General features: G+C 53.4%; 15 protein-coding genes. 10 read left to right on the forward strand and 5 right to left on the reverse strand.

Features of this window, described 5'->3' with window-relative positions; translation table 11 throughout:
- Nucleotides 1–7: 7 nt before the first annotated feature.
- Nucleotides 8–658: a TetR/AcrR family transcriptional regulator gene (locus tag KP814_RS02210; RefSeq protein ID WP_216735207.1), complete on the reverse strand. Its 651-nt coding sequence runs from the start codon at nt 656–658 to the stop codon at nt 8–10.
- Between the two features lie 164 nt (nt 659–822).
- On the opposite strand from KP814_RS02210, the gene KP814_RS02215 reads away from it, so the two are divergent.
- From KP814_RS02215 to KP814_RS02235, 5 genes are all read left to right on the forward strand, one after another.
- Nucleotides 823–2,340 (forward strand): 2OG-Fe(II) oxygenase, encoded by a 1,518-nt coding sequence (locus tag KP814_RS02215; RefSeq protein ID WP_216735208.1) that lies wholly within the window; start codon nt 823–825, stop codon nt 2,338–2,340.
- Nucleotides 2,341–2,817: 477 nt separating this feature from the next.
- Entirely contained in the window at nt 2,818–5,262 is a 2,445-nt protein-coding gene (pgaA, locus tag KP814_RS02220) for a poly-beta-1,6 N-acetyl-D-glucosamine export porin PgaA (RefSeq protein ID WP_216735209.1), read from the forward strand.
- Entirely contained in the window at nt 5,259–7,211 is a 1,953-nt protein-coding gene (gene pgaB / locus KP814_RS02225; RefSeq protein ID WP_216735210.1) for a poly-beta-1,6-N-acetyl-D-glucosamine N-deacetylase PgaB, read from the forward strand. Before pgaA ends, pgaB begins: the two co-directional genes overlap by 4 nt.
- Nucleotides 7,208–8,452 (forward strand): poly-beta-1,6-N-acetyl-D-glucosamine synthase, encoded by a 1,245-nt coding sequence (gene pgaC, locus KP814_RS02230; protein WP_216735211.1) that lies wholly within the window; start codon nt 7,208–7,210, stop codon nt 8,450–8,452. Before pgaB ends, pgaC begins: the two co-directional genes overlap by 4 nt.
- A gap of 82 nt (nt 8,453–8,534) precedes the next feature.
- Complete coding sequence (locus KP814_RS02235) at nt 8,535–8,780, forward strand: hypothetical protein (RefSeq protein WP_253938090.1); 246 nt, start codon at nt 8,535–8,537, stop codon at nt 8,778–8,780.
- Nucleotides 8,781–8,902: 122 nt separating this feature from the next.
- Here KP814_RS02235 and KP814_RS02240 read toward each other — a convergent pair whose 3' ends face one another.
- The gene (locus KP814_RS02240) at nt 8,903–10,450 is read right to left on the reverse strand and encodes a sodium:alanine symporter family protein (protein ID WP_216735213.1); all 1,548 of its coding nucleotides are present in this window, start codon (nt 10,448–10,450) and stop codon (nt 8,903–8,905) included.
- Nucleotides 10,451–10,734: 284 nt separating this feature from the next.
- On the opposite strand from KP814_RS02240, the gene KP814_RS02245 reads away from it, so the two are divergent.
- From KP814_RS02245 to KP814_RS02265, 5 genes are all read left to right on the forward strand, one after another.
- Entirely contained in the window at nt 10,735–12,057 is a 1,323-nt protein-coding gene (locus KP814_RS02245) for an RNA polymerase sigma factor (RefSeq protein ID WP_253938091.1), read from the forward strand.
- Between the two features lie 132 nt (nt 12,058–12,189).
- Nucleotides 12,190–13,017 (forward strand): YciI family protein, encoded by an 828-nt coding sequence (locus KP814_RS02250; protein ID WP_216735214.1) that lies wholly within the window; start codon nt 12,190–12,192, stop codon nt 13,015–13,017.
- Nucleotides 13,018–13,057: 40 nt separating this feature from the next.
- Complete coding sequence (locus KP814_RS02255; RefSeq protein WP_216735215.1) at nt 13,058–13,495, forward strand: nuclear transport factor 2 family protein; 438 nt, start codon at nt 13,058–13,060, stop codon at nt 13,493–13,495.
- A 75-nt stretch (nt 13,496–13,570) separates the two neighbouring features.
- Complete coding sequence (locus KP814_RS02260; protein ID WP_216735216.1) at nt 13,571–13,942, forward strand: YciI family protein; 372 nt, start codon at nt 13,571–13,573, stop codon at nt 13,940–13,942.
- Between the two features lie 62 nt (nt 13,943–14,004).
- On the forward strand, nt 14,005–14,373 hold the full coding sequence (locus tag KP814_RS02265; RefSeq protein WP_127968812.1) for a YciI family protein: 369 nt from the start codon (nt 14,005–14,007) through the stop codon (nt 14,371–14,373).
- A 45-nt stretch (nt 14,374–14,418) separates the two neighbouring features.
- On the opposite strand, the gene KP814_RS02270 is transcribed toward KP814_RS02265, so the two are convergent.
- The 3 genes from KP814_RS02270 to KP814_RS02280 all read right to left on the reverse strand — a co-directional run bounded on the left by KP814_RS02270 (nt 14,419) and on the right by KP814_RS02280 (nt 15,909).
- Entirely contained in the window at nt 14,419–14,772 is a 354-nt protein-coding gene (locus KP814_RS02270; RefSeq protein ID WP_216735217.1) for a hypothetical protein, read from the reverse strand.
- Between the two features lie 5 nt (nt 14,773–14,777).
- Nucleotides 14,778–15,185, reverse strand: a complete 408-nt coding sequence (locus KP814_RS02275) for a DUF3052 family protein (protein WP_216735218.1) — start codon at nt 15,183–15,185, stop codon at nt 14,778–14,780.
- A 61-nt stretch (nt 15,186–15,246) separates the two neighbouring features.
- Nucleotides 15,247–15,909 (reverse strand): hypothetical protein, encoded by a 663-nt coding sequence (locus KP814_RS02280; RefSeq protein WP_216735219.1) that lies wholly within the window; start codon nt 15,907–15,909, stop codon nt 15,247–15,249.
- Between the last annotated feature and the right edge of the window lie 8 nt (nt 15,910–15,917).

Raw genomic sequence — 15,917 nt, forward strand, 5'->3', positions numbered from 1 at the left:
TGGAGCCTCAACGAGTATCGCTCTTTCTTCTCCGCCCCGGCGGCGCGGGTTTAGCGCCGGAAAGTTCTCCGCCGCATGCTTTGACGATAGTCTCCATCACCATCTCCGCCGCAAAATTCTTGGGCATGGAGTCCGGGTTAGTCACCGCCAGTTGATAAGCGCCTTCCATCGTCGCAAGAACCATCGCCGCCAGCTTACGAATCTCCTCCGCCGCCAAACGATCTCCTGCGATATTCCACAATAGCTGCGCCAACTCTTTCATTTGCATAGCGATGGCTTCGCAATACAACTCCCTCACGTCATCCACCCGCACCGCCTCGGCGCCAATCAACACCCAGGCTTTCACCGCCTCTGGATCAGCGCCCTTCCCTAGCGCCAACCTTGCGTCGACAAACGCCCGCAATTGCTGCTCAGGCGTTTGCGCGTCGACACTCAGTCTACGGTAGCGGGTTTCGCCAATGCTTACGACATACTCGACCAGCGCCAATAAAATTTCCCGCTTGGCTTTGAAATGATAGTGAATCAGTCCCGGCGTCAGACCCGCCTCCGCAGCGATCGCCTGGATTGTCGCGCCGTCGTAGCCCTTTCTCGTCATCACACGCAACAGTGCGTTCACTATCTGCATGCGACGCTCTTCGGTATTGGACTTTCTCCCCATCGCCTCCGTACTCCAAATTTAGCCCTGGAAATATTTTGGTCATTTAACCAAATTTCTATTGCCGTCGCGATGGTTTGCTTTTAATCTATTTTTGGTTGGTTAACCAACTTATACAAAATGCAATTCACTGCGACATTTCGGTATCGATGGAGGAAAACGGCCTTATGAAAAGCGTCAGTCGTTTTAACACCTCTCAACACACGCCAGTCGACGTCCAACGCATCGATTTAGCGCCGGAATTGAAGAAAGAATGTTTCGTTCTGCGCGGTGTTTTTTCCGAGGTTCTTTGTGAACAACTATTGGCGGACGCCCTTGCCCGTGGATTCAGCGCTGCGGACTCAAAATCCCCCCCCAGCTACCGCAATAACGCCAGGCAGGTGGTGGATGATCCTATGCTGGCGCAGCGTTTGTTTGAGATCTGCCGCAAGTTCCTGCCTCAGAATCTGCCTGACGCAGCGAGCAACCCTGCATGGGATCTACGCTCACTGAATCCTCGTCTGCGCCTTTGCCGCTATAGCGCCGGGCAAAGTTTCTTTCCCCATCAGGACGGGGTTTATGCCTGCCCTGACGGCTCGGAATCAAAACTGACCTTCCTGCTCTATCTCAATGATGCTGCAGAGTTCAGCGGCGGCGACACCCTGTTTTTCAAAGATGCTTCCGCGACGGAAATAAGCGCTCGATTTACGCCCCGTCGCGGCGATCTGATCGTGTTTGACCACAGCCTCTGGCACAGCGGCGACACCGTCCTGAGCGGAGAAAAATACATTCTGCGCAGCGACCTGATCTATCAACCGTCACGCTCGATCAGCGCGATCCCTGCACTATTGAATCCACATACTCTGCATGCCCACAACGGTTATATCTGGAAGATAGCGACTCTTTCAGGCGGACATTTCGCCACGGCGTCACGGGATAAAACCATCCGCATATGGAGTCCACAGAAGCAATTGCTGCAGACACTGTCCCAACACGCAAACTCCGTCCTGGATTTATGCTCAAACGCCAAAGATGATCTTTTTTCCGTCTCTCGAGATGGGACCATCAGTAAATGGGAACAGCGTGAAACGGGCTATTTTCACGTCAGGAAAATTAACACCTTTTGCCCGACGCCATTGCATGTTTCAATCTTGGACGAGAACCGAATCGTCACCACGGGTTCAGACGGCGTTATTCGTCTCTGGGATCATGATCTGACGCTCCAGGGGACGCTGACGCGACGTCCGGGCTGGGTATGGGATCTCGCCTCATTGGGACAAGAAAAGGCTGTCAGCGGCAGAGAGGACGGTTCCCTGTGCTTCTGGCGAACGGATACGCGCGAGCGCTACTTTCACCTATCCCCCAATGCTGGCCCGATTCGTTGCCTGGCCTTGTACGGCGCGGCTCACAGCGTCTTCGCCGGGACTGGAACAGGTCATATATTACACATCGATTTATTACCGGAACCTTATGTGAAGAACGTCTGGAAGGCTCATAACGGCATCGTAAGAAGCCTGTTTGCCGGAGCAGGAAATCAGCTTATAAGCGCGGGAGAAGACTGCCGAATCAAACGCTGGAGCCTGACGGGAACTGTACTCAGTGAGGACGTCAGCCACGAAAATTTCGTCACCTCGCTATGCCCTTATGGTGATCAAAGATTCTTATCCGCCTCTTATGACGGACGTGTGATATTTCATTCACTTTGATCAACGACAAAAGTAACTCAGCATGGCTCGCCCGCCATAAAATGAAAGCGTTATCTCCACCCAGCCGCCTTGTGCGACGCGCCTCACAGAAATTTTCGCCTAAGCCATCTACACTAATTTCCCCCTTCTCAAAAACCAAGTCTCCAGCAATTTCACTAGTCCTTTTTTGTCGCCTATAGCCACTTTTGTTATAGCCATATCAACCTATTTTTCTGCCCAGGTCTTTTCGGGTTAAATGGCGATGCTCGCAAGCTATTGAATTAATTAGGTTTTATCAATTTTTTGGCGTCAGCTTTTTTTACGACGCCAGCAAACTGCAAATGCAATTGAACCTCGTCAATAACTTGACGCGCGAAACGACACTACCACAACTTCAGCAAGCGCCTCCGACCTCTAACAGAAGGATCGTACAGCAGTTCCTGCGGTTCATTTCTCCCATTGTTTAGAGGGACTTAACGCTTAATGGGCTACAAATCGATGACTCTATTTCCTACGGAGCCGTCTAAACGGCTATCCGCGCGCAAACTTGCGCGCCTGATTGTCAGCGCGGTCGCCATTTCTCAGGCTATTCCCGCTCTGGCTGCAAGCCCCGTCGACGAAAAACGGGAACAGTTCGTCATATCCGCCCGCGCAGGACATTTAAAGGAAGCTATCAAAGGCCTCTCCAAGCTATACAAGCAAACCCATGATAAAGCGGTTCTGAACGACCTGATTGCGCTGTACTCCTGGAACGGCGAACTGGATAGCGCACTTGCGCTGTGTAATCCATGCGCCCCCAAAACGCTAAATAACGACAGTGTGGCGATACTGGCCAAAGCGCAGCGCAATCAGAAAAACTTCGCCGCAGCGGCGGAACACTACCGACTCCTGACCAAACGCAACCCGAAAAGCCGTGACGCATGGCTGGGACTGGCGCTGACCAGCGCTGAAATGGGTGAGGATATTCATGCTCAGAAAGCCATCGCCAACTACCGTGAGTTGACTCGCCCCAGCATCGAGCGCTTTGAGAACGAGCTTTACGTCATGACGGTATTGCAGGACAAGGTCGGCGAAGTCGGCGTTCTGCAGGATTACTACAACTTCTCCCCCGACAACCGGGACATTGGATTGCGTCTTTATAAAGCCGCTATTGACCTGGGCGCCGCCACCGCAGCGGAGAGAATCGTCAAAGCGCACCCTGACTGGTTCAAAGGCATCGACCATTATTGGCTTGAGTACTACAAGTCCACCTTGAACATCCGCAGCGGCGCCAAATCATCCCGTCCGGATATTCTGGATAAAGGCATTGCCGACCTGCGGGCGTTATACGAAAAAGTGCCAGCGAACCACGCCCTGCGCGGCAATATCGAGCTGGATATTTTCTATGGGCTGGTCGTCGCCAAACGCTTCGGTGAAGCCAGCGACTTGCTGCCAGCCATCGAAGCAAGACAGCCGCTGCCCGCCTATATAGGGGAAGCGCGTGCGGATTTATACGCCGCCACCCGTCGCCCCTTTAAAGCCTTGCCGATATTCAAGAAGCTTTATGCACAAACGCCAACTTTAGAGCTGGGCAAGAAACTGTATTACACGCACATGGACGCCGAACAATATGAGGAAGGCGGCGCCTTGCTGCAAAAACTGCTGGAAGCACAGCCTCCCAAGCGCTGGGATTTCACCGGCAGCTTTAAAGTCAACAATGAAAATTATCAGCAGCTGCGCGAGCAAAGCATTATTCATCAGGCTTGGAGCGGCGACCTGAATGCAGCGGAAAAGTCGTTGCAAGACGCACTGGTGGAGGCGCCCGGCAACCCCTGGCTGTGGATGGATCTTGGCAATGTGCAGCGCTGGCAAGGCCGCTTCAGTGATGCGGAATATAGCTATCGTCGCGCAGAGTCCATGCTCTCCGGTAACGCCCAAGGCAGCGCCAAGCGTAGCCTGTGGCTGACGCAACTGGAGAAAGGCGACTGGCGGGGACTCAACGCTAAACGCGAGGAGCTGAACACCGCCTATGCCGATTATGAGCAAAGAGAAATCAACAAACGCTGGAATGAAGCGTCAGCGCCTTTTGTAAGTGTTAACGCCAATCGAGTCAAATCCAGCAGTAGCGAGCCAGGACAAGCGAAGAACGCCAGAGAATGGCGTTATGACGCACGTTTATATTCGCCGCGCTGGGAAGGGCAACGCCTCTTTATTCATGACCAGAAAATGTATGGCGAATGGGAGGAGCGCGACCTCTTCGCTCGTTACACCGGCGTCGGCGCCGATCTGAGCTTTTATCCGTTCACCTTGGAAGTGGAAACCGGCTCAGGCGGCAAACTTAACGACAAAGCCTACTTTTGGAGCACGGCCAGCTGGTCCCTGTTTGACGACTTGTCGATACAGGCGAGCTATCGCTACAACCCATCGGAAACCCCGCTAAGGGGCCTGTACGACGGCAGCTATATGCGTCAATGGGGACTTGGCGCGACCTACAAACTAAATCCTGACGTTTCCTTGGGTGCTTCCGCCTCTCTCAGCGATTTTACTGACGGCAATGATCGTCAAGCCATCGGCACCTGGCTGGAAACCCAATTGTGGCAAACCCCGCGATACAAATTATCGGGCGTCATCAGCGCTGGCGGTAGCGACAACGATGAGGTTGCAACCAGCTACTTTAACCCGGAATCAGACCGCAATTATGGCGCAGAGCTTCGCCACAGTTACCGCATCAAAGTGTCAGACGATTGGGACCTGGATCAGTTTCTGGAGACCAGCGTGAATCAATATCGCCAGGAAGGTTACGACCCTGCCACCGGCTGGGAGATCAGTTACAGCCAGCAATGGCGTTGGCGGGATCAGGTCAGCGTCAAGCTGGGAGTGAGCCGCGATAAAGCCACTTATGACGGAGAGCCTGAAAACGGCACGTTGATTTTCGCCAATTTTGAAATGAGGTTTATGCAGTGAAAACTATCGCCCGGATATTTTTCTTAAGCCTGACGCTGCTCTCGTCACTGGTTTGGGCGCGTCCGGAAAACAGTTATGTGGTATTGGGCTACCACGATTTTTACGACGTCAAACTCAATCCGACCAAGCGCATCTTCGCCAATACCCTGAGCCGCGACCGCTTTGTCGAGCACCTCAACTGGATCAAGCAAAACAACTATCACCCAGTGAGTTTTCAGCAGATTATCGACGCAAAGGAAGGCAAGTCCAAACTGCCGGAAAACGCCGTTCTGCTCACCTTTGACGATGGGTATGAGTCGTTCTACACGACCGTTTTCCCCCTGTTGAAGCTCTACAACTATCCAGCCGTCATCGCCCTGGTGGGCAAGTGGCTGGAAGTGGAGCCGGGCAAAGAAGTGCTTTACGGGAAAACCAACCTGGACCGTAAACACTTCCTGAACTGGGCGCAGATTCGGGAAATGGAAGCCTCCGGTCTGGTGGAGTTCGCTTCCCACACTTACAACCTGCATTACGGTATCTACGCCAACCCTTTCGGCAACGAGCAGCCCGCCGCCGTCAGCCCTCAATATGACAAAGTTCGCGATGTCTATGAGAACACAGAGGACTACGACCATCGTCTACGCAAGGATTTCAAGGCCAGTAAAAAGCAAATGACCTCACGGGGTCTCAAGTCGCCCCGCATCATGGTATGGCCCTACGGCGCCTATAACAGTCACTCCATCGATATCGCTCAGGAGCAGGGCTACTCCTACACCTTTTCTCTGGACGAAGGCGTCAACCTGGTGACTGACTCCGGTCTGAATGTTTATCGCTATTTGATGGATCAGGAGATCAGCCTCGAGCACTTCGGCCGCATCCTGAGAGGCGAACCCAAACCGCCGATGGTGAAGCGTATTCTGCATGTCGACCTGGATTATGTTTACGACCCCGATCCCAGCGTCATTCAGAAGAATATCGATAGTCTGATTGAGCGTGTCAGTCGTTACAGAGTGAATACCGTTTATCTGCAGGCCTTCGCCGACCCGGATGGCGATGGCGTGGCGGATGCGGTTTATTTCCCCAACCGCCACCTCCCGGTGCGCGCGGACATATTCAACCGCGTCGCCTGGCAACTGCGCTCTCGCGCCGGCGCCCGCATCTACGCCTGGATGCCGGTTTTGGCGTTTGACTTAGGCAAAAACTACAGCTACGTCACCGACGTACGCACGCAGAAGCCCGCCCCAGAGCAGTACCTGAGACTCTCGCCCTTCAACGAGAAGAATATCGAAACTATCGGCGATATTTACGAAGACCTGAGTTTGTATGGCAAGTTCCACGGCATTCTTTTCCACGATGACGCCTTCCTGGGCGACTTTGAAGACGCCACGCCCGACGCCCTGAAGCAATATGCGGAATGGGGGCTGGGCGACTCTATTGAAGCAATACAGGCGGATAAAGAGCTCGCCAAACGCTGGGCGGAATTGAAGACCCAGTACCTGATCGACGTTACCCATCGCCTCGCCAAGCGCAGCGCCCGTTACTTCGCCAGCGACGGCCAACATCTGCTGCTGGCGCGCAATATGTACGCCCAGCCAATATTGAACCCCGATAGCGAAGCGTGGTTCTCGCAAAACCTGGAGGCCTTCGCCAAAGCCTATGACCATGTCGCCGTCATGGCCATGCCTTATATGGAGCAGCAGAAAAATCCCGACCAGTGGCTGCGCAAGCTGGCGCAAACTGCGCTGCAGCGCATTAATCCGGACAAGCTGGTGTTTGAGCTGCAGGCGAAAGACTGGCGCGACGGCTCCGCTATTCCTGCGACCGTTCTTAAGCGGCAAATGCAAATCATCTCTGCGGAAGGAATCAAGAGCTTTGGTTATTACCCTGATGATTTCATCAAGGGCATTCCCGACATCAACGTCATTCGTCCAGAACTCTCGCTGAACTCCACGCTGGAGGCGGCGAAATGACCCTGGATATTCTGCTGCTGTGTATCTATCTCTACCCCAGCGTCATGGCGCTGGTGTGGATCACAGGAGGGGTGTATTACTTTTTTCACTGGGAGCGCCGCTACCTGAAAAATCACCCCGACCACAAACTCAAACTGCGCCATTATCCGCTGGTGTCGGTGATGGTGCCCTGCTACAACGAGGGCGCCAACATCAAGGAAACCATTGATAGCCTGTTGGAGCAGGACTATCCAAATTACGAAATCATCGCCATCAATGACGGCAGTAAAGACGATACCGGCGCGCGCCTGGATGAAATCGCCAAGGAACATCCCAGATTGCGCGTTATCCACCAGGAGAACCAGGGCAAAGCCGCGGCGCTGAACAATGCGCTGGAGCATGCCCAGGGCGACTGTCTTGTCTGCATCGACGGAGACGCCCTGCTCGACCCCAATGCGCTGGTATGGATGGTGCGCCACTTCCTGAGCGAAAACGGCGTCGGCGCCGTCACAGGCAACCCGAGAGTCCGCACTCGCTCCACGATCATCGGCAAAATCCAGACTGGCGAGTTTTCCTCCATCATCGGTCTGATCAAACGGGCGCAACGCATCTACGGCACCTTGTTCACCATCTCCGGCGTCGTATGCGCGTTCAGAAAAAGCGCGGTGCAAGAAATCGGCGGCTGGAACACCAGCATGGTGACCGAGGACATCGACGTCAGCTGGCGATTGCAAATGGCCGGTTGGAATATTCGCTATGAACCCATGGCGCGCTGCTGGGTGCTAATGCCCGAAACCATTCGCGGTCTGTACAAACAGCGGCTGCGCTGGGCCCAGGGCGGTGCGGAGGTCTGTCTGAAATACGGCTGGCGCTGTCTGTTCCAGGGCAAACTACGGTTCTGGCCTCTGTTGCTTGAGTATCTCGCCAGCGTTTACTGGAGCTACAGCGTGATTGGCCTGCTTGCCTGGCGCTTGCTCACATTCTCAGAAGTTCCCACCGCGGAACAGGTGCTGACGTTTGAAGTCTGCGCCGTATTGATGATTTTTTTATGTCTGTTGCAGTTCCTGGTCAGCATTCTGATCGACCGTCACTACGACCAGGGACTGCTCAAAAACTTTCTGTGGTGTATTTGGTATCCGCTGTTCTACTGGATACTCAATATCGCCACGGTAACCATTGCAGTGCCCAAGGCCCTGTTTAGAAAGCGCAACCAACATGCAGTTTGGGAAAGTCCGGATAGAGGAGAAATTTTTCGTGGCTGAATCGACACAAAGGACACTTATTTATACACAGGCGTCACGGCGCACCAAAGGGCTCTGGTTAAGAGACGGAGCGATATCGCTTATGACCTGGATGCTGTGGGGATACCTGCTGCTACATCCTGTGTACTACTTCTTTTTCAATGACGGAGAGCTTATGTCGCCACTGCTGCAACTGTCTCTCGTCGATATCTTGGCCTGGGCCGGCGGCATTCTTGCGGTGACGCTATCACTGTACCATCTGTGGTCGCGGGCGCATCATTGCAAATGGTGGTGGCGACGCCGGAACATGCTCAAGCAGGCCGAAATGGAGATGCTGGGAGAGGGATAATCCTCTTTCCACACGAAGTAGACTGCGACGACTGAGCCGCAGACACAAAAAAGCCGGACACTAAGTCCGGCTTTTTTATGATTCGCTTCCGTCAGATCAATGGAAGCTCATCAATGAAACAATCAGGCGACGCCCGGTTTACGCGCTTTAGCTGGCTCAGCTTGGCCTGCTTTGGCGCGCGCTTCGGTCGCGGCTTTCTTGTTCCAGTATTCAGCGTTCTCGATGCCCAGTTTTTCTGGGTCGAAAGTGTACTCGGTCACGCCTTTCTTCTGTTGCTCTTCGTAGTCACGCAGCGCTCTCAGGGCCGGTTTGGCCATGAAGAAAATCACGACGATGCCCACGATGTTCAACCACGCCATCAAGCCAACGCCGATGTCGCCCATGCCCCAGGCCAGGTCTGCAGTTTTCACCGCACCGTAGAAAGTGGACGCCATGATGGCGACTTTCAGAACGAAAACCATGCCAGGAATATTCACAGTGCGCTTGATGTACGCCACATTGGTTTCCGCAATGTAGTAGTACGCCAGAATCGTGGTGAATGAGAAGAAGAACAACGCGAACGCGATGAACGGCTTACCAACGCCAGGCAAGGTGCTTTCAATCGCCATCTGGGTGAAAACAGGGCCATTGGCCGCTATTTCCGACGCCACATTCTGAACGAGGAAAGTCCCCTCGGCAGCGCCGTGAACGTTGTATGCGCCAGTGATCAAGATCATGAAAGCCGTCGCAGAACATACGAACAGAGTATCGATGTAGATAGAGAAAGACTGCACCAGACCTTGTTGCGCAGGGTGCTGTACTTCCGCCGCCGCCGCCGCATGAGGGCCACTGCCCTGGCCTGCTTCGTTAGAATAAACGCCACGTTTCACACCCCAGCCAATCGCCGCGCCGAAGCCCGCCATTGGAGAGAATGCGTCGCCAACGATCATACTAATCACAGCAGGCAGTTGATCGATGTTCAGCGCCACAATAACGCAAGCGATGATGATGTAAGCCAACGCCATGAATGGCACTACGATTTCAGTGAACTTGGCGATACGTCTTACGCCGCCGAAGATAATGAAGCCCAGAATAAGAACGACGACAACGCCGGAAACCAGCTTCGCGAAGCTTACTTCACCGAAGAAAGAAGTGTTGATGATCGAACCGGCGCCGAATGCAGTTTCAACCGCGCTACCGATGTTATTGGACTGAACGCCAGGAAGGAACAGACCGCAAGCGATAATAGTCGAGATCGCGAAAATCCAGGCGTACCATTTCTGGCCCATGGCCTTTTCAAAATAGTAAGCAGGACCGCCGCGATATTGGCCTTCATCTTCTTCTTTGTAAATCTGCGCCAGAGTGGATTCGATATAAGCAGTAGCTGCGCCTAAGAAAGCGACCATCCACATCCAGAAGACTGCGCCGGGACCGCCGAAACCGATAGCAGCGGCGACGCCTGCGATGTTGCCGGTGCCGACCCGGCCAGAGAGAGAGACCGCAAGGGCCTGGAAGGAGGAAATCCCTTTGTCAGAGCTGGTGCCCGAGAGGAGCAATCGCCACATTTCACCGAAATGCCTGACCTGGACAAACCTTGTCAACACAGAATAAAACAGACCCGCTCCCAGACACAGGTAGATCAGAGCTGGGCTCCAGATCAGGCCGTTCAGATAGTTAACAATATCTTGCATCAAAAATCTCCACGTAGAGTCTCTGTCGAACCGGACGCCGCATGCTGGCTACAGATTTGGATGAGACTGTTATTTTTGTAATGAAACGCTCGTGCGTATGGGATTTTCCCGGCGTCGTTTTGGTTGACCAACCTAACGCCCTAGGCTTCCCGGCATAAAAACCGGAGCGGATTATACAGCATCTTAGCCCCGTGTCTTTAACATGCGACGAATATCCTAACGGCGCATCGAGCAAAAGTTAGTCAGCACTTCCCGCAATTTCCGTCTTCACTTAGGATGGGATATTGGCATTCAACAAGTTACGGGAGAAAGCCGAAGTGCCGCAGCAGGAAGAAAACGCGAAATTGAGCGCTCGTCAGCAAATTGAGGCGGTATATCGGGCGGAATCCCGACGTATTTTGGCGACTTTAATCCGCTTATTGGGCGATTTTGATCTGGCGGAAGAAGCCATGCATGAAGCCTTCGCCGCCGCAACCGACCAATGGGAACAGGAAGGCGTTCCCGCCAATCCGCGCGCCTGGCTGGTATCCACAGGACGTTTCAAAGCCATTGATCATCTACGTCGTCGCGCCCGCTTTGACGCCTCGCTAACCGATATAGCCGAACGGCTTTATGCGGAAGCGACAGACGCGGAAGACAAACAGAACGAAGATATAGAAGATGATCGCCTGCGCCTGATTTTCACCTGTTGCCACCCCAGCTTATCCACAGAAGCGCAAGTAGCGCTGACGTTACGGGAAATATGCGACCTCACCACCGAGGAAATTGCTCGCGCCTTTCTTTCTTCCCCCAGCACAGTGGCTCAGCGCATTGTGCGCGCCAAATCTAAAATACGGGACGCCCGCATTCCTTATGAAGTGCCCACCGAATCCGAGTTGCCTGAACGTCTGGAGTCCGTGCTGCATGTCATTTATCTGGTATTCAACGAGGGTTACTCCGCCTCCGCCGGCGATAGCCTCACCCGCAGCGACTTGTCTGCGGAAGCTATTCGATTGGGACGCCTGCTGGTGGAGCTGCTGAAGTCTAAAGCGGAGGCGTCAGAAGCGATGGGGTTGCTGGCGTTAATGTTACTTAGCGATTCCCGACGCGCCGCTCGCGCCAATGCGCAAGGCGACCTGATTCTGCTCGACGCGCAAGACCGGTCATTGTGGAATAAAGCGCAGATAGAAGAAGGCGTACAGTGGGTCACTAAAGCCTTAAGCGCCCAGAGCTTTGGGCCCTACAGCCTGCAAGCGGCCATCTCCGCCATTCATGCTGAAGCTCCCAGCACGGAGGCGACTGACTGGTCTGAAATCATTGGTCTGTACACGTTACTGCTGCGCATCAACCCATCGCCGGTGGTGGCGCTAAATCGCGCGGTGGCGGTGGCCATGCGCGACAGCCCGCAACGGGGCCTGGAAATTATCGACACTATATTCGCCCAGGGCGAGCTGCATTCCTATCACCTCGCCCACTCCGCCAAGGCGGATATGCATCGCCGTCTGGGTCAGTTTGAGCAGGCGCGGGACGTCTATCAACAGGCGCTGGCATTAGCAAAGCAGGAACCCGAACGCCGATTTCTGGAGAGGCGTCTGGAGGAGCTGGCTGTGTCATTGAAGGACATTTAAAAAATTTTTTTGAATTTTTTCTGCAGCATGTCGATTTGCCGTTTTCCCAATCGACAAGGAAGTACATCAAGGGGATAGCTTTATTGAAACGCCCCTGACAATCAAAGACTGAAATAGAAATGGAGCGTCAACATGCGATTTTTGATCATACGTAAAGCAGACAAAAATACGGAAGCCGGCGTCATGCCTGGTGACGACCTGATCTCCGCCATGGGGAGCTACAATCAGGAGTTAGCGAACGCTGGCGCCATGCTTGATGGGACGGGTTTGAAGCCCAGTGACAAGGGCGCCCGAATCAAGTTTTCCGGCGGCAAGCCTACTGTATTCGACGGTCCTTTTGCGGAAACCAAAGAGCTTATCGCTGGCTACACCATGATTCAGGCGAAGTCGAAAGAAGAAGCGATCGAATGGGCGTGTCGCTGGCCAGCGCTGGACGGCGACGGAGAAGTCGAGCTGGAAATACGCCAGCTCTATGAACTGGAGGATTTCGCGCCCAGCGAGGGACTGGAGCAACATAAGACGCTACGGGCGCAATTGTCAGCCAAGCCGCCGCAGGTGAATACCTATCTATTCTTCAATGGCCAATGCAAAGAAGCATTCGAATACTACGCACAAGTCCTGGGGGGCAAAATCGAGTATTCGGTGACTTTCGCAGAATGTCCCGATCCGACTCAGAACCCTCCAGGCTGGGAGGATAAAATCATGCACATCTGCATGACAGTCGGAGATAGAAGATTAATGGCCTCCGATACGCCTCCCGGGCACTTTGAAGAACCCAAAGGCTTCTTTGTGCAACTCGATATGGACACGCCTGAAGAAGCCGACCGCCTGTTCAACGCGCTGCTGGAAGGCGGTCAAGTGCGTATGCCGTTGCAGCAAACCTTTTGGGCCCAGCGCTTCGGCATGCTGGTGGACCGGTTCGGCACTCCCTGGATGATTAACTGCAACCAACCAGTCTGATCAGGGACATCCCATGTCACGCAATGAAAAGGAGACCATTATGAGCGCGACCAATACCGTTGAGAACCAAGTTCGTCAGGCTCTGGGTAGTTGGGTGGAAGCCGCCTGCGCCAAAGATCTGGAACGTATCATGAGTCACTACGCGCAGGACGTGCGCGCCTTTGACGCCATTCTGCAGTTGCAATTCGAAGGCGTGGACGCCTATCGCAAACACTGGGAAACCTGTTTGTCTTACACATCAGGGCCCATGATTTTTGAGGTGGAAGATTTGCGCATTGAAACCGAAGGGGATTTGGCCGTCGGCCACTTTCTCAATCGCTGCGGCTGTGTGAATGAACAAGGGGAAACGCAGAGTTCCTGGATGCGCGGCACCGTCTGCTATCGCCGTCGCGACGGCGACTGGAAGATTGTGCATGAGCATTATTCAGCGCCGTTCAGCGTACCCGATGGCGCAGCGCTGTTTAACCTCGAACCCTGACAGCGCGGACCAGGGCGGCACACTGATTAACTGTAGCCGCCCTGATTCCACTTCACTGCATAAAGGGAAAACACCATGAAATTTCTCTGCATGGCTTATTACAACGTACAAAAGTTCGCGGAGTTAAGCGAGGCTGAGATGCAGGCCATCGTCAGTCAATGCTCTGAATATGACCAAAGCCTGCGTCAAAGCGGCGCCGTGCTCGCGCAAGGCTCTCTTGCCTCTCCGCCCTCCTCTTTGTGTATTCGCCCCAGTAAGAAAGGCCCCATTGTTTCAGATGGTCCGTTTTTGGAAACCAAAGAGCAGATCGGCGGATTCTTTATGATTGAGGCGAGCAGTTTGGAAGAGGCGAAGGAACTTGCATTAAAGCACCCCGCGGCCAATATCGGTGAAGAGATGGGCTGGGGAGTTGAGATTCGCCCAATTGATAACTTCATTGCCCTGTGAATAGCACGACTGCTATTAGCGCGTTTTTCGTAGTCGCACCCTATTAACCTGGAGAACTAATTATGAAATATCTATGTCTCGTTTATTACGACGAAAACATTATTAACGCTATGACCAAAAGCGAATGGGACTCGCTGAACGGAGAGTGCATCGCTTTCGGCGATGAGGTCAGACAAAGTGGACATTTTGTCGGCGGCAACGCACTGCAACCCGTGGAAACCGCCACCACCGTGCGCGTCCGCAATGGCCGCGTCACCACCACCGACGGCCCATTCGCAGAAACCAAAGAACAATTGGCGGGCTTTTACATGATGGAGGCCCGCGACCTGAACGAAGCTATCCAACTAGCTGGACGTATTCCTCCTGCTCGACTGGGAAGCATTGAAATTCGCCCCATTCGTGAACTGCAAGCGCCAGAGTCAGCCGGTTAAACCGGCGGCCTCTGGCTGATCTTTGAGGACTCAACTAAGCAGTACTCAATGCGCAGCAACCCTTTTAGCAAATAAGGCCTGATCTAGTTTATCGAGCAAATCGCTTTCTGCATGTTGCTGAAAAGTCGGATACTGTTTGACCCCATTGTGAGCCAACAGCTTTGTATAAAAATGAGAAAACAGAAGTAACGTCAGCTCAGATGCGGTCAGTAGCCATTCTACATAACAAGCCCAACCCTCTTTTCCCGTCATCTCTGCATAGGTCTCGTCGAATAACAGATGCATGGTAAGTCGCCTTGCCTGATCATTCGGCAAAGGATTGACTCCCATGACTTTCGCCAACTCACGATGCCACCCAACAATTGATGTTATGTCCGGAACGCTTTCCATTTTCCCCATCAGGACTACTTCCTGTTTTCTTTGCGTATCACCAGCTTCAGGCCAGACCACACCTCGTCCACCGCGCAAACTTTCACATCCACTAAGCCCATAGGCAAAGCAATGCGCCGGACTTCATCTTCCGTCATATCCGTCGTTACCTTGGAGGCCTTTTTAGGCCAGGATATCCAGATCATGCCATTCTGCTTGATATGATCAACCAGGTTCCCAAGCTCTGACTCCAACTCATCACGGCTTTTTGTAAAGAAGTGGATCATGTCCAAATCAGGACGGAGCGCATCAACAAGCAGCACATTGTCAGGCAGAGGGCTAACCAGCAACGGGTAATCAACCGGCGCATTTGACGCATAAAGCACAAAACCTTCTTTAACGCCCAGCTTTTTAGATAGTGGAGTTGTGGAATAACCCGCCATACATTTTCCCCGTTTATGAAACAAGGCCAGGAGCCGCCCCCTGGCCTGGTAGTCAATGGCCTCAGTCGTATTGCGCTTCCCAAGTCACCGTGTAAACCGCTGTAATGCTTTGGCTTTTGGGCGCGCCAGATGTACCGTTGCCGGAGTTAAACTGAACAAGGTAGTCCTTTCCTTCCTGCACAGGTATCTCCAGGTAGGAAACCCCGTCTTTAAAGCCGTTTTTGGGCGTGAATTTGATGGTTTCCCGGTAGCCGTTTCCTGTCACGGTGACATCTCCGTCAACGCTCATACACACCGCCCGTTCCGGGCAGTCGACAAATAACGTGTCGATATTGAAATTCACTTTCAGCAAACCACTGCTTGTTGCGTGAAACTTATGATTGATAGCACCGCCATGCCCCAAGTCGACGGAAGCTCTGCTTTCTTCGTCACGCTGGATTTCGCCATCAATGGAATACCTTAGTACAGCGCCGTTGTCATAGGGAGAGTAGTCCAGATCGTAGCGCATGGAGGATGTAGCGCCATTGGCGGAGGCGCTTAAATTATAGGATTGATGCAGCGGCGTCGCTTCCCGGTATGTCGTGGACTCCCACTCTGATTTTCCAACCCCGTCTACCTTGGCTCTGGCGGTTGTCTTGTAATATTCGAAGATGGTGTCCGCTGACATGGCGGGCGTGGAGATGATCGAGGCGGCCAAAGCCAGCATTGCGAATTGCGTTTTCATTAATGAAG

The sequence above is a fragment of the Hahella sp. HN01 genome, assembly GCF_018986435.1.
Classification (GTDB): Bacteria; Pseudomonadota; Gammaproteobacteria; order Pseudomonadales; family Oleiphilaceae; genus Hahella.